This is a genomic window from Mycobacterium intermedium, assembly GCF_002086275.1.
GTDB classification, from domain to species: Bacteria; Actinomycetota; Actinomycetes; order Mycobacteriales; family Mycobacteriaceae; genus Mycobacterium; species Mycobacterium intermedium.
Genome location: NZ_MVHT01000061.1, coordinates 15290 through 40200, shown reverse-complemented (window position 1 = coordinate 40200; position 24911 = coordinate 15290). Strand labels below are relative to the sequence as shown.

Below are 24911 nucleotides of genomic sequence, written 5' to 3'. Positions count from 1 at the left end.
CCATTCTGGCCGGCCCCGACCGCTGAGTTTGCTCCCGACCCGCCAGCCCCACCGTTGCCGCCCAGCCAACCGCCTGCCCCGCCGGGCTGTCCGGTCCCCGGCTTACCGTTGGCGCCGTTACCGATGAGCGGTCGTCCGGTGAACGCCAGGACGGGCCCGTTGATCGCGTCGAGCAGGCCTTGTAAGGGCGAGGCAGCGGCCGCCTCGGCGCCAGCGTAGGAGCCCGCGCCCGCGGTCAGGGCTCGGACAAATTCGGCGTGAAACGCCGCCGCCTGTGCGTTGAGCTTTTGATATTCCTGGCCGTGCGCCGCGAAGAACGCCGCGATGGCTGCCGACACCTCATCCGCGCCAGCGGCCAGCAGCGATGTTGTTGGTGCCGCCGCTGCGGCAGCGGCGTTGTTGGCGGATGAACCGATATTTGTTAGATCAGAAGCTGCGACCGCCAGGACATCTGGCGCTACGACTAAGAATGACATTTGCATCTCCCCACGCGGATGTCTGATGCGTCAAACCGGGCCAGGGGAATGCTCCACAACCGGGGGTTCAACCACCGGCGGGGTAAATCGGCGCTGCAAGCATGCTATCGCGGTTTGAGGACGCTTTTCTCACACTTGGGAAGATTGATCTCTGTTTCTCGAATGCAGGGAATCGCCTGAGGTAAGGGATCGGCGTCGATGGGTCCGCGCAACGTGTGCGGCCTCAGCTCCTGGTTAGCTCAACTATGCTGCAGTTCTTGGCGTTTGGTGATCCAAGAAATGTAATGACCACTAGTCAGTCATCTTTGTCGGAGGACTTCGGCAGTCCGGCGGCGATGAGTTCCTCGTCGGTGGGAAGACGCAGGGAGAGCAGTGCCGCGTACGTTTCCGGCTCGAGTTCCACCCGATTGACCGTCACATGCACCGGCACCCAGTCGGTGTCCGTTCCGGGCAGCCGCAATACCCGGCTGGCCGCTCCGTCGGTGAATTCCTTTGTCATGGAGGTCATCTCGTGCTCGTCTTCGGGATGCACGCGCGGCTTTCCTTCGCCGCCACGCCAGTCGTAGAAGTTGCAGGGTTCGTCGAGCCACTTCAACAGGGTCCAGTTGTTCGGGTCGACCAGCGCCCGATGTACTCCGGCTTGCGCCAGCCCATTCAGGATGCGCTGCGCCAAGTCGTCGACCGTCACGACGGGGCCCTTGTGCTCGGCCCGCCAGTTCATGGCGCGCGCAATCAGGTGATTTCGACCGTCTGGTCCGGGTTCCAGTGCGCTGCGCGCGGCAAAGCCGATGCGGATCGGATTCCCCTCCCAATCGGTGAGATCCCAAGTGCTGCATAGCGTTTGCCCTGGCAAGGCCTTGACTGCCATGGCGAGGACCTTGGTCTCGTTGGGGTTGAGCTTGCGTGATGGCAGGTCCTCGGCGAATGCTCGGCCGTAGGTGATCTCGACTTCCGGATTCTTACCGCTGTTGAGCAGCGACTCACGGGTGTCGGTGGCCACCCCAACGGTCAGATCCCACTTCAGCGGACCGGGGGTGGGCCGCTCTGGCGGCTCCTCGTTAGGCGGCCCCATCCATATATGGACACCGTGTATTCGACCGTCAGACATCGTCACGGGTTCGGTGCGGATGATTCGATCGCTCTTAGGGGTAATGCTGGTGAGGCTCTGCCCAGTTGCCATCGACTCGGCGATCGCGGTGCGGACGGCCGCGAGGTAGGGACTACGGCGCAAAAACGTTGTGATCGGGACGAGGTTCTTGAGTTGGCGCCCTTGTGCTACGACTGCTGGTTCGTCCCCCAACGTCTCCACGAGCAACCAGTCGTGGGTCATACGCGAAGTGTACTGGCGCATTACGGCCCCTGGTCCCGAGGGGCGATTACCGGACTTCCATGGCAATTCCGTTGCAGGACAGCGCATACGGCGATGCGTAGGTTGACGGCAACGTCAAAATTGTTGTCATCGGGAACGCGGCCGTGGTGCGGCGAAGCGGGCCTTTGGGTCAAGGCATTGCACACCGAGTGTCAGCCGGGTAGGTTTCTGCTGCACCCGCGCTTGCCGGTGCTACGAACGGCGTGCGCTGTCCGGTCGTTCGTTGCGCGATCGACTCAGCAACTCCGCCACTTCTTCAGCAGTGAGGAAGCTAATCAGCAATCGCGTGTCGCGATACGGATCCGTGGAAGTCGGCCGTCGAGGGGTCGGGCGGCCTCCAACGGATTTCCGTTTTCGCATCTAGCTCGCGGTTCTTGCGTTTAAGCTCGCGTAACTCGCGGACGGTTCGCCGTTTCCGCCGTTGCCAATCAGCAGAGATGAAATTTGCCAGGACGACCGCCGAATTTACGTTTTCGGTAATTCGGCGCCCAATTCGGCAAGGACCAGTCGCAGCACCCGCACCGCACCCGCCTTGTCGAGCGGGTCGTTGCCGTTGGCGCATTTCGGGGACTGCACACACGACGGACACCCGCTCGGGCACTCGCACGCTTCGATGGCCGCGGCAGTCGCGCCCAACCAGATACGCGCCTGCCGGAACCCGCGCTCGGCGAAGCCCGCGCCGCCCGGATGGCCGTCGTAGACAAAGACACTGGGCAATCCGTCCGGGCCGATCGCGGTGGACAGCCCGCCGATGTCCCCGCGGTCGCAGCTGGCCACCAACGGCAGCAGGCCGATGGCCGCGTGTTCGGCGGCATGCAGCGAACCGGGTATCCGAAGCGGTTCAATATCGTTGATCGCCAAAGCTTCTGGCGTGACCGTGTACATGACCGCAATGGTGGGCAGCACCTGCTCAGGCATCGACAACTCGACGAAGTCGATGACCTCTCCGTTGAGTCGGCGGCGCAGATAGCCGATGACCTGGTGGGTGACGGTCACCGGTACCAGCCCCAGCGTCACCGCGCCGAACGTCAATCGCTCTCCGGTTCCGGTGACCGCGATGTCGGTGACCTCGCGGGCGAAAGTCGTATAGCCGGGATCCTCGGCATGGACGAACGCGATTCCCGCCTCGGGGTCCAGCGAGTCGACGACGTAACTTTCGCCCTGATGCAGGTAAACCGCGCCGGGATGCACCGATGCCGGGGCCTGTCCGGCGCCGCAACTGCCCAGCAGTCGCCCCGTCTCGGCCTCGACGATAACGATCTGTCCGCCGATGGATCCCCGAATGTCCACCGCGCCATGGGGTTCCACGCCAGGCGCGGGGTAGTACTTGCCGGCCCGCCGTCGCAACAACCCGTCGTCAACCAAACCCTCGGCCACGTCGACCGCGTCCAGCGACCGCACTTCGGCTTCATCGAGCGGCAATTCCGTTGCAGCGCAGAGCAATTGCGGACCGAGAATATACGGGTTGGTCGGATCGATCACCACCCGCTCCACCGGCTTGCCCAACAGCGCCTCCGGGTGGTGCACCAGATAGGTGTCCAGCGGATCGTCGCGGGCCACCAGCACTACCAGCGCGCCCTGGCCGCGCCTGCCGGAACGGCCGGCCTGCTGCCAGAACGAGGCCACAGTCCCCGGAAAGCCCGCCAGCACCACGGCGTCCAGCCCGGCGATGTCCACGCCCAATTCCAACGCGTTCGTCGAGGCGAGACCGCGCAGCCGACCGTCGGCCAGCGCATGCTCCAACGCAGTGCGGTCCTCGGACAGGTAACCGGCCCGATACGAGGCCACCAACGGTGACAGGTCCGGGGCCGTCTCGTCCAGCCGTGCCCGGGCGGCCAATGCCGTCAACTCCGCGGCACGTCGGGACCGCACGAACGTCAGCGTCTGCGCGCCCTCGACGATCAGGTCGGCCATGATCCGCGCCGCCTCGGCGCCCGCGGACCGGCGCACCGGGGCGCCGTTTTCGCCCACCAGATCGTCGCGCAGGGCGGGCTCCCACAGCGCCACCGTCCGGGCGCCCTGCGGGGAGCCGTCCTCGGTGATCTCCACTACGGGCTGACCCAGCAGTTCGGCCGCCGTCTCGCCGGGGGAATCGGTCGTCGCGCTGGCGAAGACCACGGTGGGGGCGGCGCCGTAGCGCGTGCACAACCGCAGCAGCCGGCGCAGCACCATCGCGACGTTCGATCCGAAAACGCCACGGTAGTAGTGGCACTCGTCGACGATCACGAACCGTAGATTGCGCAGCAGCACGCTCCAGCGGGCGTGGTTGCGCAGGGTCGACAGGTGGATCATGTCGGGGTTGGAGAACACCCAGCGGGACCGCTCGCGTGCGAACCGGCGGACCTCGGTGGGGCTGTCGCCGTCGTAGGCCGTGGGAGCTACGTCAGCCAGCCGCGGCACCGCCGCGGTCAGGGCGTGCGCGGTGCGCAGCTGGTCGTGCCCCAGCGCCTTGGTCGGCGACAGGTACAGCACGCGTGCCCGCGGATTCGTCGCCAACGCGCTGAGTACCGGGAGTTGATAGGCCAACGACTTGCCCGACGCCGTGCCCGTGCTCAGCACGACATGGCGGCCGGAGTGTGCCAGCTCGGCGGCGGCCCGCTGATGCGACCACGGTGATGTGATGCCTCGGTCGGTGAACGCGCGGATCACGTCGGGCTCGGCCCAGTCCGGCCATTCGCTGGGCCGGCCGAGGCGGGGCGGCAGCTCGGCGACGTGCCGCAGGGGTAGTTCGCTCGACGGGGTGCCGGCGAGGGCGGCGGCGAGCAGGTCGCTGCCAAAACTCGCCATGAGACCCCATTCTCCGGACGGCCCAGTGTTTGGATCGTCGGGACCCTATCGCGAGGTTCGGGCCATCATGCCTGGCAGTTAAGTGACGTCGGAGTAAATTGCCCGTCTCGCGCCGGTCAAGAGGCTGTCGCCGAGGCGGCGAACATGGTTGACTGTGTGCGGTCGTAGCTTCTGTGTTCGTGTCAAACTTTCGCAGGATCGGCGTTGCGGCCGCGGTTCCTGCGAGGTTCTCTGTCGGGTGAAGTTCCGGCGACTCCGCGAGGTATGGCGGTCGCAACGGGCCCGGGGCATCGAAAGGCGGTGCCCCGCACCCAGAAGAAAAGGAAAGATCAGAAAGATGCCACAGGGAACTGTGAAGTGGTTCAACGCGGAGAAGGGGTTCGGTTTCATCGCCCCCGAAGATGGTTCCGCGGATGTGTTTGTCCACTACACGGAGATCCAGGGAACGGGCTTCCGCACCCTCGAAGAGAACCAGAAGGTCGAGTTCGAAATCGGCCACAGCCCTAAGGGCCCCCAGGCCACCGGAGTCCGCTCGCTCTGATTGCAGCGGTTCTCCAAGGAATCCCCCCGGTTGCAAATCGGGGGGATTTTTCTTGACGGGGGACAGCGCACTTGTCCCCGCGGCCAGACCCGAAAGCCCCCGAATCCGCTGGAATCGTGGGCGCTTGCGTCTGCTCGCCATGGCACGTGCGGTCATGACGGGCGGGACGCGCCGGAAACCTGAAGGCGGGGATTGACATGCTGGCCTACTGTCGTGGCGTGAGCCAGCTTTCCTTCTTCGCCGCGGAAGCGGTCCCGCCTGGGGTGGCGGACCTCTCCGGGGTGCTGGCGGCTTCTGGCCAGATCGTGACCGTTGGGTCCGGTGCCCGCATCTCGGTCGTGGTGGACGAACTGTGGCGCGCCACCGCGCTGGCCGAGATGATCCGTGAGGCAGGTTTGGAGCCGGAGATCACCCGCACCGACGAACAAACCCCCTTGGTGCGGACGTCGGTGGCCCCCTCCTTGCGCAGTGTCGCCGCGGAATGGACGCGTGGGGCGGTCAAGACCGTCCCGGTGCGGTGGCTGCCCGGGCCGCGTGAGCTGCGGGCGTGGACACTGGCCGCCGGCAGCCCGGAGGCGGACCGGTACCTGCTCGGTCTGGATCCGCACGCCCCAGACACGCATTCCCCCTTGGCGTCGGCGCTGATGCGGGTGGGGATCGCGCCCACCCTGATCGGCACCCGCGGCACCCGGCCCGCCCTGCGGATAAGCGGCCGTCGACGCCTATCGCGCCTGGTAGAGAACGTGGGGGAACCCCCGGACAGCGCCGAGGCGTTGGCACAATGGCCGCGGGTATGACACCGTTTCACGCCTCCGCCGGGAGGGGCATTCGGGAACCCCGGTTTGCGCAGGCCCGCCCAAGGGTGCGAAATTGTCAGGTGCCCGCGCGGCGACGGTACGGCGGCGTACCTGAATTTGGCGGAATTTCAGCGGCCGACCTGTCATTGTTCGGGGGGCGGCCTCGCCAGGAGGCCGCATAGGAGATGGAGTTAGGCGCAGTTGGCTGACGAGGGCCCCAGCAGGGCTAATAGCGGCAGAAATGGCAGCGGCCGGCGACTTGTCATCGTCGAGTCGCCGACCAAGGCGCGAAAAATTGCCAGTTATCTGGGGTCCGGCTACATCGTCGAGTCGTCACGAGGCCACATTCGTGACCTGCCCCGAGCGGCGTCCGATGTGCCGGCGAAGTACAAATCCGAGCCATGGGCCCGGCTCGGAGTCAACGTCGACCACGACTTCGAACCGCTCTACATCATCAGCCCCGACAAGAAGAGCACCGTCAGCGAGCTGAAAGGCCTGCTCAAGGACGTCGACGAGCTCTACCTCGCCACGGATGGTGACCGCGAAGGCGAGGCCATCGCCTGGCACCTGCTGGAAACGCTGAAACCGCGCATCCCGGTCAAACGGATGGTCTTCCACGAGATCACCGAACCGGCCATCCGTGCGGCCGCCGAGCACCCCCGAGACCTGGACATCGATCTGGTCGATGCCCAAGAGACCCGCCGCATCCTGGACCGGCTCTACGGCTACGAAGTCAGCCCGGTGTTGTGGAAGAAGGTTGCCCCCAAGCTGTCGGCGGGCCGGGTCCAGTCGGTGGCCACCCGCATCATCGTGCAGCGCGAGCGCGACCGGATGGCTTTCCGCAGCGCGTCGTACTGGGACGTCGTGGCCAAGCTGGACGCGAGCGTGTCCGACCCGAACGCCCAGCCGCCGACCTTCACCGCCCGCCTGACCAACGTCGATGGTCTGCGGGTGGCGACCGGACGCGACTTCGACTCGCAGGGGGCGTTGCGCAAGGCCGACGAGGTGGTGGTGCTCGACGAGGCCAGCGCCACCGCGCTGGCCAACAACCTCCAGGGTGCCCAGCTGAGCGTGGCGTCGGCCGAGGAGAAGCCCTACACCCGCCGCCCCTACGCGCCGTTCATGACGTCGACGCTGCAGCAAGAGGCCGGTCGCAAGTTGCGGTTTTCCTCCGAACGGACGATGAGCATCGCCCAGCGGCTGTACGAGAACGGCTACATCACCTACATGCGAACCGACTCGACCACGCTGTCGGAGTCGGCGATCAACGCCGCGCGCACCCAGGCGCGGCAGCTCTACGGTGCGGAATACGTCTCCCCGTCGCCGCGCCAGTACACCCGCAAGGTGAAGAACGCGCAGGAAGCGCACGAGGCAATTCGTCCCGCGGGTGAGACGTTCGCGACGCCCGACGCGGTGCGACATGAACTCGACGGCGACGAATTCCGGCTTTACGAGCTGATCTGGCAGCGCACGGTCGCTTCGCAGATGGCCGATGCGCGCGGGACCACGCTGAGTCTGCGGATCGAAGGCAGGGCGGGTGACCAGCAGGTCGCTTTCTCGGCTTCCGGGCGGACGCTGACCTTCGCCGGCTTCCTCAAGGCGTATGTGGAAACGGTGGACGAGTTGGCCGGCGGTGAGGCGGATGACGCCGAGCGACGGCTGCCGCACCTGACGCCGGGCCAGCGGCTGGACGCCATCGAGCTGACGCCGGACGGGCACGCCACCAACCCGCCCGCCCGCTACACCGAGGCGTCTTTGGTCAAGGCGCTCGAGGAACTGGGTATCGGCCGCCCGTCGACCTACTCCTCGATCATCAAGACCATCCAGGACCGCGGCTACGTGTACAAGAAGGGCAGCGCCCTGGTGCCGTCTTGGGTCGCGTTCGCCGTTGTCGGTTTGTTGGAGCAACATTTCGGCCGTCTGGTCGACTACGACTTCACCGCGGCCATGGAAGACGAGCTCGACGAGATCGCCGCAGGCAACGAGCGACGCACCAACTGGCTCAACAACTTCTACTTCGGCGGCGATCATGGTGTGCCCGACTCGGTGGCCCGCTCGGGTGGCCTGAAGAAGCTGGTCGGCGTCAACCTCGAAGGGATCGACGCCCGAGAAGTCAACTCCATCAAGGTTTTTGACGATGCGGAGGGGCGGCCGATCTACGTTCGGGTGGGCAAGAACGGGCCTTACCTCGAACGGACGATCATCGGTGAGGACGGCGAACCGACGCCGCAACGCGCCAATCTCAACGACTCACTCACCCCCGACGAGCTGACACTCGAAGTGGCCGAGGAACTTTTCGCCACCCCGCAGGAGGGGCGCGTGTTGGGGGTGGACCCGGAAACCGGCCACCAGATCGTCGCCAAAGACGGCCGGTACGGGCCCTACGTGACCGAGATCCTGCCGGAACCGCCCGAAGACCCGAGCGCCGAGCCGGCCAAAAAAGGTAAGAAACCGACCGGTCCCAAGCCGCGCAGCGGTTCACTGTTGCGCACCATGGATTTGCAAACGGTCACGCTTGAGGACGCGTTGAAGCTGCTGTCGCTTCCCCGCGTAGTGGGGGTAGATCCCAACACCGGCGAGGAGATCACCGCCCAGAATGGCCGGTATGGGCCATACCTGAAGCGCGGCAACGATTCTCGTTCGCTGGCCTCCGAAGAGCAGATGTTCACCGTGACGCTCGACGAAGCGCTGAAGATCTACGCCGAACCCAAACGTGGTGCGCGGCAACGGGCTTCGGCGCCACCCCTGCGTGAACTGGGTACCGACCCCGTCTCGGGCAAGCCGATGGTGATCAAGGACGGTCGATTCGGGCCTTACGTCACCGACGGCGAGACCAACGCCAGCTTGCGCAAGGGTGACGACGTCATGTCGATCACCGACGAGCGCGCGTCGGAGCTACTGGCCGACCGGCGGGCCCGCGGTCCGGCCAAGCGGGCCGCCAAAAAGACCACCCGCAAGGCGCCGGTAAAGAAGACGGCGGCCAAGAAGGCTGTGGCCAAGAAGACTGCGGCGAAGAAGGCGTGAAGCGCGGCTAGCGGCTAGCGGTTGGCTTCGCTGGGAATCTCTTCTGCTTCGTCTGCTGCTTCGTCTTCGTCGGGGACTTCGTCGGCCTCGGGGGGGCTGGGGGCCAAATTCAACGGCCGGGCCAGTTGGGTGGGTGCGGCGCGGCCGCGCAGCTCCACGACCTCGCCGACATCCCAGCACAGCGCCTCGGCGTCCAGCGCACCGCTGACCGCGATCGCCGACGCCAGCACGTGGCCCTCTTCGAGTTTGGCCAGCTCCGTGAGTCGAGCCGCCTCGTTCACCGGGTCGCCGATCACGGTGTACTCGAACCGGGCCTGGGCGCCGATGTGACCGGCGATGGCCCGGCCCGCCGACACACCGATGCCGAATTCCGCCGAACCCAGCACCGGTAAGAGCTCGTCGTGCAATTCGCGGGCGGCCGCCAGGGCGCCACCCGAAGCGTCGGGGTGTTCGATGGGCGCGCCGAAGATGGCCAGCGCGGCGTCGCCCTGGAACTTGTTGACGAAGCCGCCGTGGCGACCGACGGTGTCGACCACCACCCGGAAGAACTCGTTGAGCAGACTGACGACCTCGGCGGGCGGCCGCGTCGCGGCCAACTGGGTGGAACCCACCAAGTCCACGAACAGCACCGCCACGTCGCGCTCCTGCCCGCCCAACTCGGTGCCGCGCTCCAGGGCCCGCCGTGCCACGTCTTCGCCCACGTAGCGGCCGAACAGGTCGCGTAGCCGCTGCCGCTCAGACAGGTCGCGGACCATGTCGTTGAAGCCGGCTTGCAGCAGACCCAGTTCGCTGGCGTCGTAAATCTGCATGTGCGCGTTGTAGTTGCCGCGTTGCACCTCCGACAGCGCCCAGCGGAGCTGGCGCAGGGGGTCGGCGATCGACATCGAGACCAACAGCGTGCTCACCCCTCCGATGCCCAGAGCCGCCAGCGCGAGCAGCAGGATCGGATTGAACAGCGTGTCGGGGGTGGTGTGCAGCAGGGATATCTTGTCCGACACGACCGCCAGCACGATGGCCAGCAACGGCACCGCGGTGGACAGCATCCAGGTCAGCATCAACCGCAATATGACGCCGGGTGCCTTGACGTTCTCCGGGACGCCGCTGCGCAGCGCCGCCACGGCCACCGGCCGCAAGACCCGCTCGGACTGCAGGTAACCGATGATGGCGGTGGCGGTGGCGCCAAGCGCGGTGGCAACGATGACGACGGGCGCCGAGTGGCGGGCCACCGACCAGCTTGCGACGAGGAATACCACGCTGCCGATGCACCACGCCGCCGCACTGGTCAGCGTGCGGTAGAAGGGCATCCGCAGCGCGCGGCGGCGGGCCAGTTCGGTGGCCGCGGGATCGGTCTCGGCGAGCAGATTGTCGCGGCGTTGCCACCGGAAGACCGGGACCAACAGGTGGAGATTCCAGACGAACCCGGCGAAGAACAACAAGATGACCGACGCGATGAAGATCGTGACGTTGAGCGTCGGGAGGTCCTGCAACTCGATGCGTTCGCTCGGCGGCAGGCCGTACCGCAGGAACCCGAGCACGAACAGGCCACCGATGATGTCCGCCTGCAGCATGCTCAGGGAAAAAACTGGCCACGGGGTGCGCACCACCCACCGGGCGAATGCACCGATTCGCCTGGGCAGTGTTGCCGCGTTGGCCATGTGCCCACCGTATCGGGAGGCGGGGACTCGTCGGAAACTTCTTTGTGGCCCGGCAAGTCGCCGAAATCGGCCGAAAGATGCTTCAAGATCACGGAATTGTCGCGAAACGATGGCCGATCGGTATCTGTCGGCGCGGGTCACTACTGTTGCCGATGATGTCCGGGGTGTTTACGCGGCTGGTAGGCCAACACGCGGTGGAAGCCGAACTGTTGGCGGCGGCGCGCGCCGCCCGCGGTGATGCTGATCACAACGACGGCGGCGCCGGGACTATGACACATGCGTGGCTCATCACCGGTCCGCCCGGTTCGGGGCGCTCGGTCGCCGCGTTGTGCTTCGCGGCCGCACTGCAGTGCACCTCCGACGAAGACCCCGGGTGCGGGATGTGTCGGGCGTGTACGACGACGATGGCAGGCACTCACGCCGACGTGCGGCGGGTCATTCCCGAGGGCCTGTCCATCGGTGTCGACGACATGCGCGCGATCGTGCAGATCGCCTCGCGCAAGCCCACCACCGGACGGCACCAGATCGTCGTCGTCGAGGACGCCGACAGGTTGACCGAAGGCGCCGCCAACGCCCTGCTCAAGGTCGTCGAAGAGCCCCCGCCGTCAACGGTTTTTCTGCTGTGCGCGCCATCCGTCGACCCTGAAGACATTGCGATCACGCTGCGCTCACGCTGCCGGCACGTGGCGCTGGTGACTCCGTCTACCCCGTCCATAGCGCAGGTGCTCATCGACGGCGACGGGCTCGATGCGAAGACAGCCAACTGGGCCGCTTCGGTCAGCGGTGGTCACGTGGGCCGGGCGCGACGGCTGGCCACCGATTCCGACGCCCGACAGCGGCGAGAGCAGGCGCTGGCATTGGTGCGAGATGCCGTGACGCCGTCGCGGGCATACGCAGCGGCCGAGGAGTTGGTCGCCGCCGCCGAAGCCGAAGCGGTGGCATTGACCGCCGATCGGGCGGAAACCGAGACCGAAGAACTGCGCACGGCTCTCGGAGCCGGCGGCACCGGCAAGGGCACCGCGGGGACGATGCGCGGCGCGGCGGGAGCGATCAAGGACTTAGAACGGCGGCAGAAGTCTCGTCAGACCCGCGCCTCGCGTGATGCGCTGGACCGCGCACTGATCGATTTGGCCACCTATTTCCGCGACGCCCTCCTGGTCGCGTCCAATGCGGGAGAAGTGCAGGCCAACCACCCGGATATGGCCGACCGCGTCGCGTCCCTGGCCGCCCACGCCGCGCCCGAACGGCTGCTGCGTTGCATCGAGGCCGTGCTGCAGTGCCGCGAGGCGTTGGCCACCAACGTCAAGCCCAAATTCGCTGTTGACGCCATGGTCGCAACGATCGGTCAAGAACTGCGCTAGACTCGGGCCGCCTGACGCCGCCTTAGCTCAGTCGGTAGAGCGATTCACTCGTAATGAATAGGTCAGGAGTTCGATTCTCCTAGGCGGCTCCATCTGCGTCATGACGACGACGCATCCGTCGTCGGTGTGCCGACGGTTAATTACTGCCCCGAAGAAGTGTCGCTGACCAGGGGCGCGCGGGCGGCGCCGGGTCCCGGCAGGGTGTAGCGGCGGCGACGCCGGTGGCTCGTTCGGTACGTCCGGAACGGCCAGTCAACGCCAGGGACGCCTGTGGTGCGCTAGTCGGTTCCGCTCCACCCGGCTGTTGTCCAGTTCCTGAAACAGGCGCGCACGACACTTTGTCCAGTCCCGCTCCGATGAAATGATTGATCCGCGGCAATCCGAAGGGGACGCAATGTATGCACTCAATTTCACCCTGCAGCGGGGGATTGGCGCTTTCGTCGCCAGCCTGGGCGTTGCCGCTGTGATGGCCGGCGGGTTGATCGCCACCGCGCCACCCGCCAACGCAGGCTGCGTATACGGCGGATTCGGAGTCATCAGCAAGTGCGACGGCCCAGTCCAGCCCGACGGCACCTGGCAGCGTTGCGTGGGATTCATGAACCTGATTCAGCGGGGCGCCAGTTCCTACTTCGCGCCCGATAAGCAATGCGACGTGCTCGGCCCGGGTTTTCAACCTGCCGGCGCCTTTGCCGACCCACCGGGCCACATCGACGACTGAGCATTTCAGCGTCGAACGTCACGCTGGCTTGACGTTCGAGCCTGAGCGCCACCCCAGTGTGACGCTGGGCGAACCTGCAGCGAGCCCGCCCCCGTCAGAGCGGCGCCAGAAACCCGACCGGTCCCGCCGCAATGCAGACCGCCAGCGCGGCGGTGTTGGCTTGCACCGTGATCGCGTCGCCGGCACCGGGCAGTCGGACGTAAACGCGGTTGAGTCCCGGGTGTACCGGGACCTTCGTGTCCGGTCCCTCGCTCAGCGCCACGGTCAAGGAGCCGTCGATGTTGGCCAGGTAATTCAGCTCAACGGTCCAGTCGGCCGGCAGCAGCGGGCCGTCCAACAGCAACCGAGCCGGCCGGTCCGGCTGCGCGAAGTACCCGCATTGCGGCGTCGGACCCGGCAAGATGTGGCGGACCCACGTCACTCGCGCATCAACCAGCACGCCGGCGCTGTTGAACATGCGCAATTGGGTTGTCGTGCTGGCAAATTCGGGCCTGTCGGCCAGTAAGCCGAACATGTGGCTGGCCAGGTTCTCCGGCCACGCGACCCGCTGCAATACCAACGGATCGACCTCCTGATCCAACAGCGGCGCATTCGACTCCCTCGCGGCAGCCAAACTCGCGCGCGCGTTCTTCAGGTACGGCTCCACGGGGTTGTCGCGCCAGGATGTCAGGAAGGTGGCCGTGGAGTACAGGCAACTGGCCAGAAACAGTGCGGCCACACCGACTATCACCGCGCTGCGGGCCCGCGACGCGTCCAGCCAACGCGCGCCGGGTCGGTTCGGCGCCGTGAAGGCGACCGCGGCCAGCAGCGCCAGGACGACCACGAGATCAGGGAAATACCGCAATGTTTGGGCCAATTCGAGCGCGGTGAAACGCGATGACCGCATCAGGTAGATCGGCACCTGGCAGGCCACCGAGTAGCCGACCGCGGTCAGCCAGACCGGCCCGATGCGCTGCTTGCGGGCCAGCGAAAACCCAAGCAGTGCAACCAATACCAGCCAGCCGAGGGCCATGACCGCTGGCGGGGGGGTGGCCCATGGCGACGCCGGTGCCCACCGATTCCACTCCCACGGCCCGCCGGCCAGCCCCGGCACGATGCCGTGGGTGATCGAACGGCGCAGCAGATCCCACGTCATGGCCAGGTCCGAACTCCACCGTCGCTGATCCACCACGGCCAGATACAACCCGGCCCAGGCGACCGTCAGGGCCAGCGACGACACCCACAACCGGAAGCCGGCCCGCCACACCGTGCGCAGCGGCCGTTCGTCGCCGCCCACGTGGCATACCAGCGCGGCAACCACGAATGCGACGAACGGAATCACCGCCGCCTTCTCGAAGAACAACAAGCCGCCGAAATAGACGAGTACGCCCGTCACCGCGTACCGCTGGTTGCCGGTGCGGATCAGCAGGATCGCATCCGCGCACACCCAGGCCAGCGCCGCCAGCATCGGCAGCGAGTTCAGCGCCGCCGCCCACCACGCGAACCCCGGCACGCCCAGCGGTGTGAACAATGCGAACGTCAGCGGTACCAGCAGGACGGGACGCCAGCCGAGGATCACGTGCAACGCGCGCAACAACGACAGCGACGCCAGTAACTGCAGCACCACCAGGCTGGTCGCCGGCCAGGTCCAGACCAAGGGCGCCAGCCGGATGATGGCGCCGGCGACCAGGAACGCGGCCGGCATCACGTGTCCGTCGTGGTCGTCGAAGAGGTACGACGGCGACAGCAGCCCCTGTGTGCTGGCCCTGCCGACCAGGATCAGATCGTCCCAGTAGAAATATCCCCCGAAAGCCAGTACGGCGCGGACACCCAACTGCACAACGATCAGCGCTGCGGCCAGCAGAATGACCCGCCGGTATGGTGGGCCGGTGCGCGCACTGGTCACCGGGGCAGCCGGTTTCATCGGGTCGACGCTAGTCGACCGTCTTCTCGCCGACGGCCACACGGTGGTGGGCCTGGACAATTTCGCTACCGGCCGTGCCACCAACATCGAGCATCTGGCCGACAACCCCGCTCACACGTTCGTCGAGGCGGACATCGTCACCGCGGACCTGGAAGCCATCTTCGAGCAGCACCGACCCGAAGTGGTGTTTCACCTGGCCGCCCAGATCGACGTGCGGCATTCGGTGGCGAACCCGGAGTTCGACGCGTCGGTCAACGTCATCGGCACCATCCGGCTGGCCGAGGCGGCCCGGCGCACCAACGTCCGCAAGGTGGTGCACACCTCGTCGGGCGGATCTATCTATGGCACCCCGCCGGTGTACCCGACGCCGGAGACCGTGCCCACCGACCCGGCCTCGCCGTATGCCGCGGGCAAGGTGGCCGGCGAGATCTACTTGAACACGTTCCGGCACCTGTACGGGCTGGAGTGTTCGCACATCGCCCCGGCGAACGTCTACGGTCCGCGGCAGGATCCACACGGCGAAGCGGGCGTGGTGGCCATCTTCGCCCAGGCGCTGCTGTCCGGTAGGCCCACCAAAGTGTTCGGCGACGGCACCAACACCCGCGACTACGTTTTCGTCGACGATGTGGTGGACGCCTTCGTGCGGGCTTCGGGCGACCAGGGCGGCGGGCAGCGGTTCAACATCGGCACGGGCGTGGAAACCTCGGACCGGCAGCTCCACACCGCGGTGGCAACCGCCGTCGGCGGGCCGGACGACCCGGAGTTTCACCCGCCGCGGCTGGGCGACCTGCGGCGGTCCTGCCTCGATATCAGCCTGGCGGAACGGGTTTTGGGCTGGCGGCCGCAGGTGCAGTTGGACGACGGAATTCGCCGTACGGTCGAGTATTTCCGCCATAAGCACGGCGACTGACCGGCCTGGCTGTTCAGGCGGTGGCTTCGAACGCCAGCACGGCGATGTCGTCGCGCGGCTCCAATTTCGGGACCAGCGTGGCGATGTCATCGACCAGACCGCGCGCGCCCCTGGGGGCGTGGTCGGCGGCGAAGGCGGCCAGACTCTCCTCGTCGAAGGGCATCGGGCCGCGGCGCGCCTCGATGAGTCCGTCGGTATAGCAGAGCAGCGTCTGGCCGGCGCGCAGATGCAGGCCGCGGGCCGCGAAGGTGGCGTCGTCCAAGGCTCCCACCAACATCCCGCCATCCGGGCGGACCTCTGCGACCGACCCATCAGCAGGATCGAGCAGCAAGGCCGGCGGGTGGCCGCCGGTCGCCAGGCGTACCTCGAACCCGTCGCCGCCGCTGTGCGGTTCGATGGTGCCGAACAGCACGGTGCAGAATCGCCGTGGCGCGGACTCCCCCATCATGACGGAGTTGAGTTCGGCCAATCCCCGGGTCAGATCGCTGTGATGCAGCGCCGCCGCCCGCAAGGTGTACCGGATCAGCGAGGTCACCACGGCGGCCTCCGGGCCGTGACCGAGCACGTCACCGAGAAAGAACCCCCAGCGGTCGCCGCCCAGCGGAAATACGTCGTAGAAGTCGCCGCCGATCTGGCGCGATGACGCCGCGCGGTAGTAAGAACCCAAGGCCAGGCCATCGATGGTCGGCAGCGACGGCGGCAGCAAAGTGCGTTGCAGCACCGCCGCATACTCTTCGGTCAGGTCTCGGTCGTGCTCGGCGATACCGCGGTCGCGCACCGCATCGTCACGGTCGACGCGGGCCTGATCGCGATCCCGCCGGGCTTCATCACGGTCGAGTTCGGCGTTATCGCGGATCAACTCGGCGCTGTCGCGGTCCCGCCTGGCCTCGTCGCGCGCGTTTTCGGCCGCCCCACGCAGGTCCTGCTCCGCGTGGAGAACATCGAGATACGACAGCCGCAGCTCGAGTTGTTCCATGACTATCGCGGCGAGATTCTGCAGGATCTCCAATTCCTTGGCCGACGCGGCGCGAGCGTCCCGACTCATCACGGCCACCGCGCCCAGCCTGTGCCCGTGCCGGGTCACGATGGGGGCGCCGGCGTAAAACCGAATCCCGTGCTCGTGCACGAACTGATTGCGGGCAGTCCGGGTATCGGTGAGCGCGTCACTCACCACAACCGGAGTGTCGGCCCGAATGACCGACGCACACAGCCCGTCGTCACGCGCAAGCTCGAGCACTTCGCTGTTCATGCCGTGCGCCGCGACCCGCCGAATTCGGTCACGATCGACGATCGCCACGGTGGCCATCGGCACGTCGAAAATCTGGGTCGCTAAGACCGCAATGCGTTCCAGCGCCGTCTCGGACGGCAGATCGGCCCGTAGGTAACGGTCGACAGCGCGCAGTCGCCGCGCTTCGACATCGATGTGCGATTCGATGTTCCCAGTCATCGTCGTTTAGTCCTCGGCCTGCCGGTTGACCCAAAAAAGGACGCCCGTGACTCTTGTTCCCCGCGCGGCTCAAATGCAATCCGTCGAACGGATCACGACGACCGGACGGGCCGCTGCAGACTACCGGGCCGAGGTGTCCGTGGCGAGCCCTTGTGGTGGAACTGGCACCTGGGCGGCCTCGATGGCCACCGCACGAGCGAGCCTCGCGTAGCGCAACTCCAGGTCCTTGAAGCGCATGTAGGTGCTCAGGGTGGTGAAGCTGAACGCCATGATCAGCCCGTACAGCATCAGGTCGGTGCCACGGCGCACCCCGAACCAGTGCGCGACCACGGTCGTATCGTCCGGTCGCAGCACGGCGTAGATGCCGGCCAGGACGAACAAGACGTAGCCCACCTTCACCCAGGCCCGGGCCCGCGCGCTGCGCCGCGAACGCAACAGGAACACCAACAGCGCGATGATCGATCCGATCAGCAGCACCTGGATCCAGTTCATCGTCTGATCCTCCCTCGCAGGAACCCGTCGAAAAGGATGTTGACGCCGTTCAGTAGCGGCTGCCCCTTCGACTTGGAGTACTCGGTGTAGAGCACCTCCACGGGGTGTTCGGTTACGCGCCAACCGTTTTCGGCAATCAAGACAATGAATTCGCTGGCGTGGCTCATGCCGCTCATGGTGAGGTTCAACCCGTCGGCCACCGTCTTGTTGAACACCCGCAGCCCGTTGTTGGTGTCGGTGAGGCCCAGCCGGCGACCGCGCGGACTGATCCGGGCGGCCGTGCGCAGCACGATCCGCTTCAGCAGTGGCGGGCGGCTGGCCGCATCCTGTTCGAAATGCTCGGCGAACCGCGTGCCGATGATGATGTCGACGTCGCCCTCGCGTAGGCGGTCGACCATCGCCGCCACATCCTTTACCCGGTGCTGGCCGTCGGCGTCGAAGGTGGCGAACACCCGGGCGCCGGGCTGCTTGCGGGCGTACTCGATGCCGGTCTGGATCGCCGCTCCCTGGCCCAGGTTGATCGGGTGGCGCACCAGGTGAGCCCCGGCGCGCAGGGCGATCTCACCGGAATCGTCGCTGCTGCCGTCGTCCACGCAGACGACGTTGTCGAAGACCGATCGCAGATCGGCGATCACCTCGCCGATGACCGCGGCTTCGTTGAAATCGGGGACGACGACCCAGACGTCCGGATAGTGCGTTTCGGGGTTCTTGTTCAAGACCATCAGTGCCCCACAAGTTACACGTTGTCGGGGGGCGAACCGGTGGATGAGCGTCCGGCGCGCGCCAACGCCGTCAGGTGCACGCCGATTCCGACCAGCGGACCGCACAGCAGCCCGACCACCGTACGCGTCTCCAACGCCAGCGGCAGCATCAGCAGCAGACCCGCGGCTACTGTCGCGCCGACCCACCCCGACGCGTAGGCCCGGTGCATGGCCGCGGCCACCGTGGCGGCGCCGGTGAGCGTCAACAGGGCGATGGCCAGCGCCGCAGTGGTGAGCCACGCAAGAAGTGCGCTGCTGGCCTGATACTCGGGTCCGAAGACGGCACGCAGCAGCCAGGGACCCACCAGGCCGGCCGCCAGCACGCCGACGGCGCCGATACCGCCGATCAGCGCCGCGGGTGAGATCAGGGCGCGGAGCCGATGGCCGCGCTCGTCGACGAAATGGGCGATGAGATTGCCCTGCATGGCGGTCAGCGGAACCAGCAGCGGCGCCCGCGTCAACGTGACCGCCAGGATGACCACCCCGCCCGCTGGACCCAGGTCGTGGGCTGACGTCAACTTCAGCAACACCGGGAACCCCATCACCAGAATCGCGCTGGCCCCCGCCGCGGTGATGGAATGCGCGGCGCCGCGCAGGAACGTCGCGGTGCTGCCCGGAGTGAGCAGGTGGGCCGCCGCGCGCGACGCCGGTGACGCCAGCAGCATGATCAACCAGGCGGCCGAACCCGCCACGGTTGCCCACAGGAACCCGACCAGCCCCCAGCCGACCACGAACGTCGCAGCGGCAACCGCCACCCTGATGACCGCGTCGGTGACCATCAGGGCGCCGTATTGGCTCCAGCGATTGGTGCCGGCCAGCATGCCCAGTAGGGTGGCGTGTAGGCAGAATCCGGCCAGCCCGATGCTCAGCAGCGCCACCGACAGCCAGCGTGATTCCGCGAAGACCCGTCCACTCCACAACGGTGAAGTCGCCGCGATCACGACGGCCGAAGCGATGCCTACCAGCCCGGCGACCCGCAGCGGATGGGTCCGGGCGGCACCGTCCGGCAGAGCGTTGAGGTATTGCATTGCGCGGACTTCGCGGGTGGATTCCTGCAACAGGCCGTTGGCCGCCCCGGTGACCAGCCCGAACGCACCCCAGAACACTCCGAATACGGAGAAGCCGTTGGGTGCGAGGTTGCGGGCGGCCAGGTAGATCACCGCGTAGCCGCAGAGCGCGGTGATCGCGGTCGCGGTCCCGACGCGCGCAACGCTTCCGCGCGTGACCGCTCCGGCTGGAGCGGCGGCGGGGCCCCCGACTTCCGTCACGTGGAAATCGTAGGCGGACACGGCTCTACTGCTGGTCACGCCGGGCTGCAGTCGCCGTGTTGATGCTGCGGATTTGGCGGGGACGTGTGAGTGGGCGCCGCCAAGGGCGCAGAGTCAGCGGGGTCTGGGGAGGTCGGGATAATGGACCGGCAGATCGGGCCGCCGCGCCATCAGAAAGGGTCCATGACCACCTTCCGCATATTCGCCACCTCGCTGGTGGTCACCGTGGCGGCGTTGGTCGGCGGCTTCCTGTACGGCGGGCCGAAAGCGCTGTTCTTGCTGGTTGTCCTGGGTCTGCTCGAGATATCGCTGTCGTTCGACAACGCGATAATCAACGCGACGGTGCTCAAGCGGATGAGTCCCTTCTGGCAGCGGATGTTTCTGACGGTCGGGATCGTCATCGCGGTGTTCGGAATGCGGTTGCTGTTCCCGCTCGTCATCGTCTGGGTCAGTGCCGACCTCGACCCAGTCCGGGCCTTGCGGTTGGCGCTTGGTCCGCCGCCCGGCGGCGCATTGGAGTTCCCGGACGGCTCACCCAGCTACGAAAAGCTCGTTCAAGCCTCCCATCCACAGATCGCCGCCTTCGGCGGAATGTTTCTGCTGATGCTGTTCTTGGACTTCATATTTCATGACCGCGAGATCAAGTGGCTGACGTGGATCGAGGCCCCGTTCGCGCGCGCCGGCCGGCTGGGTCAGTTGCCGGCGATCGTGGGCGGAACGACGTTGATCCTGGTCGGCATGCAATTGACGCACGGCAGCGAGGAACGCGCCACGGTGATGACCGCCGGTGTGCTGGGCATGGTGGTCTACCTCTTGGTCAACGGACTCAGCCGGGCATTTCGGCCGCCAGGAATAGACGACGAAGACGAAGATTCCCAGGAGCCAAGCCAGCAGAGCAAAGCGCTCGCGAAGGCCGGATTCACCTTGTTCCTCTATCTCGAGGTGCTCGACGCAGCCTTCTCGTTCGACGGCGTCACCGGCGCGTTTGCCATCACGACCGACCCGATCATCATTGCGCTGGGCCTCGGCCTGGTCGGGGCGATATTCGTGCGGTCGATCACCATTTACCTGGTCCGCCAGGACACGTTGGACACCTATGAGTACTTGGAGCACGGCGCGCACTGGGCGATCGGCGCGTTGGCCTTGATCATGTTGGCGTCGGTGGACCACCGACTGCACGTCCCCGAGTGGTTTACGGCGTCGGTGGGCATAACCCTGATCGCGGCCTCATTCCTTTGGAGCCTGAGGAGCAATCGTAAGAAAGCGCGCGCCTAGCGGGCCTGGACTAGCTCAGTGCCCGCTGGTCTTGAAACGCTCGATGGAGCGCTGTACCTCGGCCTCGGCGGCCTCGCGGCCGACCCAGTCGGCGGCCTTGACGTATTTGCCGGGTTCCAGGTCCTTGTAGTGCACGAAGAAGTGCTTGATCGCGTCGAGCTCGAAGGTCGGAACATCGCCGATGTCCTGGATGTGGTCCCAGCGGTTGTCGCCCGCCGGCACGCACAGCACCTTGTCGTCGCCACCCGCCTCGTCGACCATCTGGAACATGCCCACCGGACGGGCCTCGACCAGCACGCCCGGGAACAGCGGCTCGGGCAGCAGCACCAGCGCGTCCAGCGGGTCGCCGTCCTCACCGAGGGTGTCCTCGATGAAGCCGTAGTCGGTCGGGTAAGCCATCGGCGTGTATAGGTAGCGATCCAGCTTCACCCGACCCGTTTCATGGTCGACCTCGTACTTATTGCGCTGACCTCTCGGAATTTCGATGACTACGTCGAACTGCACGGGTCGGCTCCTTATTACGAGAAGAGGCAAATGCGTCGGGGGACACCCTAGTGCAGCGGGTGCCGCGCGGCTGCTGCCCGCCCGGTTCGGCAGAATGATTCCAGAACAGCCCGGGCAGTCGGGGCTGACAGGATCGGAGGAGCATGGGTCCCAGGCGTTGGCGCAAGACCACCCACGCGCTCGTGGCGTTGGCTGTGCTGGCGTTTGTCGGTGCCGTTGTGGCTGGGGCGGTGTACTTCACCACGGGCGGCCACGGGAACAGCAGCGCGCGGACGACCGTTCCGCCGCCGCGGCCGCCCACCGTCAAGCCCGGGGTCACCCCCGTCGCCGACACCGCGGCGATTCCCGAGCCAGGCGGCGTCGCCGCAGCCCTGGCGCAGGTGGCGGCCGATCCAAATTTGGGCACGCTGGGCGCCCGCATCAGTGACGCCTTGACCGGCAAGGCGCTTTGGCAGCAGGGCGACGACCTGCCGCTGATTCCGGCGTCGACGAACAAGACCCTGACCGCGGCGGCCGCACTGCTGACGCTGGATCGTCAGGCCCGGATCAGCACGCGCGTGGTGGCCGGCGGCCCGGCCGGCTCACCGGGCGGCAACGGGGTCATCGTGCTGGTGGGCGCGGGGGACCCGACGTTGTCGGCCGCCCCGCCGGGTGTGGAGACCTGGTACCACGGCGCGGCACGGATCAGCGACCTGGCCGAACAGATTCGCCGTAGCGGCGTCACCCCCACGGCCGTGCAGGTCGACATCTCGGCGTACAGCGGTCCGACGATGGCGCCTGGCTGGGACCCGGCCGATGTCGACAACGGTGACATTGCGCCGATCGAAGCGGCGATGATCGACGCCGGTCGTATCCAGCCGACAACGGTGAACTCGCGCCGCTCCAAGACACCGGCGCTGGACGCCGGACGTGAGCTGGCCAAGGCACTCGACCTCGACCCGGAAGCCGTCAAGATCGGTTCGGCCCCACCCGGCGCGCGCCAGCTGGCCGTGGTCCAGTCGGCGCCGCTGATCCAGCGCCTGTCGCAGATGATGAACGCCTCCGACAACGTGATGGCCGAATGCATCGGCCGGGAGGTCGCGGCCGCGATCAATCGCCCGCAGAGCTTCACCGGCGCCGTCGACGCGGTGACCAATCGGTTGGGCACCGCGCGCATCGACACCGCGGGCGCCCAACTGGCCGATTCCAGCGGCCTGTCGGTGGACAATCGCCTGACGGCGCGCACCCTGGACGGCACGGTGCGGGCAGCGGCCGGACCGGACCACCCGGCGCTGCGCCCGTTGTTGGATCTGCTGCCGATCGCCGGCGGCAGCGGCACGTTGGCCGAACGTTTTCTGGACCGGGCCACCAACCTGGGGCCGGCGGGCTGGCTGCGAGCCAAGACCGGTTCGCTCACCGGCGTCAATGCGCTGGTCGGAGTGGTCACCGACGCCAGCGGACGAGTGCTGACGTTCGCCTTCGTCTCCAACGACGCCGGACCTAACGGCCGTAACGCAATGGATGCGCTCGCGACCAAGCTCTGGTTCTGCGGATGCGCCGCATGAGCGCGCCGTCGGAGGTGACGCTGGGGAACGCGGTCGATTGGCGCTTCGCCGCCACTGTGGGCCAGCGGCTGGCCCGGCCCGGCCCGCCGTCCAGCGACTACACCCGCCGGCAGGCGATCGACGAGCTCATGGCCGCCTCGGAGAAGGCCGAACCGCCGGTGCGCGACGTAACCGGTCTGATCACCGACGGGCCGGTGCCGCCCGCGCTGGTCATCGACCGGCCGGAGTGGATCAAGGCGGCCGCGGAATCGATGCGGGCCATGACCAACGGAAGTGAGAAGCCGCGGGGGGCGTTGACCGGGCGCATCACCGGCGCGCAGACGGGCGCTGTGCTGGCCTTCGTGTCCACCGGCATCCTGGGCCAGTACGACCCGTTCACCCGTCCGGGAGAAGGCGGACAAGCTGGCGACGGCACCCTACTTCTGGTGTATCCCAACGTCATTGCCGTCGAGCGCCAGCTGAAGGTGGAGCCGTCCGATTTCCGGTTGTGGGTGTGCCTGCACGAGGTCACCCACCGAGTGCAGTTCACGGCGAACCCGTGGATCGCCGAATACATGTCGCAGTCGCTGGCCCTGCTGACCAAGGAGCCCGCCGACGACATTGGGGAGGTCGCGCGCCGGTTGGCCGATTTCGTCCGCAACCGCGGTGACGCGTCCGACGAGGGCAGCCCGGGGGGAATCCTGGGCGTGATGCGCGCCGTGCAGTCCGAGCCGCAACGCAAGGCGCTGGACCAGTTGATGGTGCTGGGCACACTGCTGGAAGGGCACGCGGAGCACGTGATGGATGCCGTCGGGCCGGTGGTGGTGCCGTCGGTGGCCACCATCCGCCGTCGCTTTGACGAACGTCGGCAGCGCAAGCAACCACCGCTGCAGCGGCTGGTGCGTGCGTTGTTGGGCCTCGATGCCAAGCTCAGCCAGTACACCCGCGGCAAGGTATTCGTCGACCAGGTGGTGAGTCGGGTCGGGATGAAGCGGTTCAACGCAATTTGGTCCGGGCCCGAAACGCTGCCCCTTCCTGCCGAGATCGAACATCCGCAGCGATGGATCGACAGGGTGCTGTAGCGCGGCTGCGCGCGGCTGTCGAGCGGTTCTGGAAGGAACATCTCGGCGCGACTGCTGGGGACGGCGCACGTTGGTGTGTCGGGTTGTCCGGTGGCCCGGACTCGTTGGCCCTGACGGCTGTCGCGGCGCAGTTGTTGCCCACCACCGCCCTGATCGTTGATCACGGCCTGCAGCCCGGGTCGGCCGACGTCGCCGAAACCGCTCGGGTGCAGGCGCTTTCCCTGGGATGCGTTGCGGCGCGGGTGCTTCGCGTCGAGGTCGGCCCCTCCTCCGGCACGGGTGGTGGCCCGGAGGCGGCAGCGCGTACCGCTCGCTATGCCGCACTGGAGTCGGGCCGCGACGGTCCCGTGCTGTTGGCCCATACCCTCGACGATCAAGCCGAGACGGTGCTGCTCGGGCTCGGCCGCGGATCCGGGGCCCGCTCGATGGCTGGGATGCGCCCCTACGACCCGCCTTGGTGCCGACCGCTGCTGGGGGTGCGACGCAGCGTGACCCATGACGCCTGCCGTGAGCTCGGGCTGACCGCCTGGCAGGACCCGCATAACAGCGACCCCCGCTTCACCAGGACTCGGCTGCGCGCCGAAGTGCTGCCGCTGCTGGAGGAGGTGCTGGGCGGCGGAGTGGCGGAGGCCCTGGCGCGTACCGCGACGGCGCTGCGGGAAGACAACGACTTCATCGACGCGATCGCAGCGCAGGCGCTGTCGGAAACCATGCGCGGAACGGGGCCCGACGCCCGGCTGGATGTCGGCTCGCTGGCCGCGTTGCCCGACCCGGTGCGCCGTCGCGTGATTCGCGGGTGGCTACTGGCCGGCGGTGCGATTGGATTGACCGACAAGCAGATCCGCGGCGTGGACCTGCTGGTCACCGATTGGCGCGGCCAGGGCGGGGTAGCGGTTGGCTCGAGCCTGCCGGGTCAGCGCTTGTTCGCCGGACGTCGAGACGGCGTGCTTGCCTTGCGGCCCGAACCGATCTGACGCCCCGCGTGAGCTGCCCGCCATAGCGCGTGGCAATCTGAGGG

20 protein-coding genes and 1 tRNA gene are annotated in these 24911 nt (G+C 67.1%); 11 read left to right on the top strand and 10 right to left on the bottom strand.

The annotated features are described in order from the left end of the window. From BST27_RS20085 to BST27_RS20075, 3 genes are all read right to left on the bottom strand, one after another. A partial coding sequence (locus BST27_RS20085; protein ID WP_139805260.1) for a PE family protein occupies nucleotides 1-476 on the bottom strand: 476 nt, incomplete at its 3' end. 295 nt (nucleotides 477-771) lie between these two features. Then, on the bottom strand, nucleotides 772-1806 hold the full coding sequence (locus BST27_RS20080) for a PAS domain-containing protein (protein WP_069419404.1): 1035 nt from the start codon (nucleotides 1804-1806) through the stop codon (nucleotides 772-774). A 504-nt stretch (nucleotides 1807-2310) separates the two neighbouring features. After that, nucleotides 2311-4632 (bottom strand): DEAD/DEAH box helicase, encoded by a 2322-nt coding sequence (locus BST27_RS20075; RefSeq protein ID WP_069419405.1) that lies wholly within the window; start codon nucleotides 4630-4632, stop codon nucleotides 2311-2313. Nucleotides 4633-4969: 337 nt separating this feature from the next. Between BST27_RS20075 and cspA the strand changes: the two genes are divergently transcribed. From cspA to topA, 3 genes are all read left to right on the top strand, one after another. Next, nucleotides 4970-5173: a cold shock protein CspA gene (cspA, locus tag BST27_RS20070; protein WP_003419650.1), complete on the top strand. Its 204-nt coding sequence runs from the start codon at nucleotides 4970-4972 to the stop codon at nucleotides 5171-5173. A 218-nt stretch (nucleotides 5174-5391) separates the two neighbouring features. Continuing rightward, the gene (locus BST27_RS20065) at nucleotides 5392-5970 is read left to right on the top strand and encodes a hypothetical protein (RefSeq protein ID WP_069419488.1); all 579 of its coding nucleotides are present in this window, start codon (nucleotides 5392-5394) and stop codon (nucleotides 5968-5970) included. 201 nt (nucleotides 5971-6171) lie between these two features. Then, on the top strand, nucleotides 6172-8994 hold the full coding sequence (gene topA, locus BST27_RS20060) for a type I DNA topoisomerase (protein ID WP_069419406.1): 2823 nt from the start codon (nucleotides 6172-6174) through the stop codon (nucleotides 8992-8994). Between the two features lie 14 nt (nucleotides 8995-9008). Here topA and BST27_RS20055 read toward each other — a convergent pair whose 3' ends face one another. Next, nucleotides 9009-10649 carry an adenylate/guanylate cyclase domain-containing protein gene (locus tag BST27_RS20055; RefSeq protein ID WP_069419407.1) on the bottom strand — a complete coding sequence of 547 codons (1641 nt, stop codon included), beginning with the start codon at nucleotides 10647-10649 and terminating at the stop codon, nucleotides 9009-9011. A gap of 155 nt (nucleotides 10650-10804) precedes the next feature. Here BST27_RS20055 and BST27_RS20050 point away from each other — a divergent pair, with 155 nt between their 5' ends. The 3 genes from BST27_RS20050 (at nucleotide 10805) to BST27_RS20040 (ending at nucleotide 12728) form a co-directional block, all read left to right on the top strand. Further along, complete coding sequence (locus tag BST27_RS20050; RefSeq protein WP_139805259.1) at nucleotides 10805-12010, top strand: DNA polymerase III subunit delta'; 1206 nt, start codon at nucleotides 10805-10807, stop codon at nucleotides 12008-12010. A gap of 16 nt (nucleotides 12011-12026) precedes the next feature. Beyond that, nucleotides 12027-12102: transfer RNA gene (locus BST27_RS20045), tRNA-Thr, on the top strand. Between the two features lie 323 nt (nucleotides 12103-12425). Continuing rightward, a complete protein-coding gene (locus tag BST27_RS20040; RefSeq protein ID WP_069419490.1) occupies nucleotides 12426-12728 on the top strand; it encodes a CDGP domain-containing protein in 303 nt (100 codons plus the stop codon). 94 nt (nucleotides 12729-12822) lie between these two features. Here the strand turns inward: BST27_RS20040 and BST27_RS20035 are convergent, their stop codons facing one another. After that, a complete protein-coding gene (locus BST27_RS20035; RefSeq protein ID WP_069419408.1) occupies nucleotides 12823-14631 on the bottom strand; it encodes a hypothetical protein in 1809 nt (602 codons plus the stop codon). On the opposite strand from BST27_RS20035, the gene BST27_RS20030 reads away from it, so the two are divergent. Further along, nucleotides 14597-15541 carry an NAD-dependent epimerase/dehydratase family protein gene (locus BST27_RS20030; RefSeq protein WP_069419409.1) on the top strand — a complete coding sequence of 315 codons (945 nt, stop codon included), beginning with the start codon at nucleotides 14597-14599 and terminating at the stop codon, nucleotides 15539-15541. The two genes, BST27_RS20035 and BST27_RS20030, sit on opposite strands and share 35 nt — an antisense overlap. Nucleotides 15542-15554: 13 nt before the next feature. On the opposite strand, the gene BST27_RS20025 is transcribed toward BST27_RS20030, so the two are convergent. The 4 genes from BST27_RS20025 to BST27_RS20010 all read right to left on the bottom strand — a co-directional run bounded on the left by BST27_RS20025 (nucleotide 15555) and on the right by BST27_RS20010 (nucleotide 19509). Next, a complete protein-coding gene (locus tag BST27_RS20025; protein ID WP_079219918.1) occupies nucleotides 15555-16988 on the bottom strand; it encodes a PP2C family protein-serine/threonine phosphatase in 1434 nt (477 codons plus the stop codon). A gap of 120 nt (nucleotides 16989-17108) precedes the next feature. Beyond that, a complete protein-coding gene (locus tag BST27_RS20020; protein ID WP_069419410.1) occupies nucleotides 17109-17480 on the bottom strand; it encodes a DUF2304 domain-containing protein in 372 nt (123 codons plus the stop codon). Next, a complete protein-coding gene (locus BST27_RS20015) occupies nucleotides 17477-18202 on the bottom strand; it encodes a glycosyltransferase family 2 protein (RefSeq protein WP_069419411.1) in 726 nt (241 codons plus the stop codon). Before BST27_RS20015 ends, BST27_RS20020 begins: the two co-directional genes overlap by 4 nt. A gap of 14 nt (nucleotides 18203-18216) precedes the next feature. Then, on the bottom strand, nucleotides 18217-19509 hold the full coding sequence (locus tag BST27_RS20010) for a polysaccharide biosynthesis protein (RefSeq protein ID WP_069419492.1): 1293 nt from the start codon (nucleotides 19507-19509) through the stop codon (nucleotides 18217-18219). A gap of 183 nt (nucleotides 19510-19692) precedes the next feature. Between BST27_RS20010 and BST27_RS20005 the strand changes: the two genes are divergently transcribed. After that, nucleotides 19693-20784: a DUF475 domain-containing protein gene (locus BST27_RS20005; protein WP_069419493.1), complete on the top strand. Its 1092-nt coding sequence runs from the start codon at nucleotides 19693-19695 to the stop codon at nucleotides 20782-20784. 15 nt (nucleotides 20785-20799) lie between these two features. On the opposite strand, the gene BST27_RS20000 is transcribed toward BST27_RS20005, so the two are convergent. Continuing rightward, nucleotides 20800-21288 carry an inorganic diphosphatase gene (locus BST27_RS20000; protein ID WP_069419412.1) on the bottom strand — a complete coding sequence of 163 codons (489 nt, stop codon included), beginning with the start codon at nucleotides 21286-21288 and terminating at the stop codon, nucleotides 20800-20802. 143 nt (nucleotides 21289-21431) lie between these two features. Between BST27_RS20000 and dacB the strand changes: the two genes are divergently transcribed. From dacB to tilS, 3 genes are read left to right on the top strand one after another with little or no spacing between them, the layout of a single operon-like run. Next, complete coding sequence (gene dacB, locus BST27_RS19995; protein WP_069419413.1) at nucleotides 21432-22832, top strand: D-alanyl-D-alanine carboxypeptidase/D-alanyl-D-alanine endopeptidase; 1401 nt, start codon at nucleotides 21432-21434, stop codon at nucleotides 22830-22832. Further along, nucleotides 22829-23893 carry a zinc-dependent metalloprotease gene (locus BST27_RS19990; protein ID WP_069419414.1) on the top strand — a complete coding sequence of 355 codons (1065 nt, stop codon included), beginning with the start codon at nucleotides 22829-22831 and terminating at the stop codon, nucleotides 23891-23893. The genes dacB and BST27_RS19990 overlap by 4 nt, the downstream gene beginning before the upstream one ends. Then, nucleotides 23872-24867, top strand: coding sequence for a tRNA lysidine(34) synthetase TilS (gene tilS, locus BST27_RS19985; protein WP_069419415.1), 996 nt, complete (start codon nucleotides 23872-23874; stop codon nucleotides 24865-24867). Before BST27_RS19990 ends, tilS begins: the two co-directional genes overlap by 22 nt. Nucleotides 24868-24911: the final 44 nt, after the last annotated feature.

Excerpts from the sequence above, each read along its gene's own strand:
- BST27_RS20080 (WP_069419404.1), bottom strand. The coding sequence starts at position 1,806 with ATGACCCACGACTGGTTGCTCGTGGAGACGTTGGGGGACGAACCAGCA.
- BST27_RS20075 (WP_069419405.1), bottom strand. The coding sequence starts at position 4,632 with ATGGCGAGTTTTGGCAGCGACCTGCTCGCCGCCGCCCTCGCCGGCACC.
- cspA (WP_003419650.1), top strand. The coding sequence starts at position 4,970 with ATGCCACAGGGAACTGTGAAGTGGTTCAACGCGGAGAAGGGGTTCGGT.
- BST27_RS20055 (WP_069419407.1), bottom strand. The coding sequence starts at position 10,649 with ATGGCCAACGCGGCAACACTGCCCAGGCGAATCGGTGCATTCGCCCGG.
- BST27_RS20050 (WP_139805259.1), top strand. The coding sequence starts at position 10,805 with ATGTCCGGGGTGTTTACGCGGCTGGTAGGCCAACACGCGGTGGAAGCC.
- BST27_RS20035 (WP_069419408.1), bottom strand. The coding sequence starts at position 14,631 with ATGAAACCGGCTGCCCCGGTGACCAGTGCGCGCACCGGCCCACCATAC.
- BST27_RS20025 (WP_079219918.1), bottom strand. The coding sequence starts at position 16,988 with ATGACTGGGAACATCGAATCGCACATCGATGTCGAAGCGCGGCGACTG.
- BST27_RS20020 (WP_069419410.1), bottom strand. The coding sequence starts at position 17,480 with ATGAACTGGATCCAGGTGCTGCTGATCGGATCGATCATCGCGCTGTTG.
- BST27_RS20015 (WP_069419411.1), bottom strand. The coding sequence starts at position 18,202 with ATGGTCTTGAACAAGAACCCCGAAACGCACTATCCGGACGTCTGGGTC.
- BST27_RS20005 (WP_069419493.1), top strand. The coding sequence starts at position 19,693 with ATGACCACCTTCCGCATATTCGCCACCTCGCTGGTGGTCACCGTGGCG.
- dacB (WP_069419413.1), top strand. The coding sequence starts at position 21,432 with ATGGGTCCCAGGCGTTGGCGCAAGACCACCCACGCGCTCGTGGCGTTG.
- BST27_RS19990 (WP_069419414.1), top strand. The coding sequence starts at position 22,829 with ATGAGCGCGCCGTCGGAGGTGACGCTGGGGAACGCGGTCGATTGGCGC.
- tilS (WP_069419415.1), top strand. The coding sequence starts at position 23,872 with ATGGATCGACAGGGTGCTGTAGCGCGGCTGCGCGCGGCTGTCGAGCGG.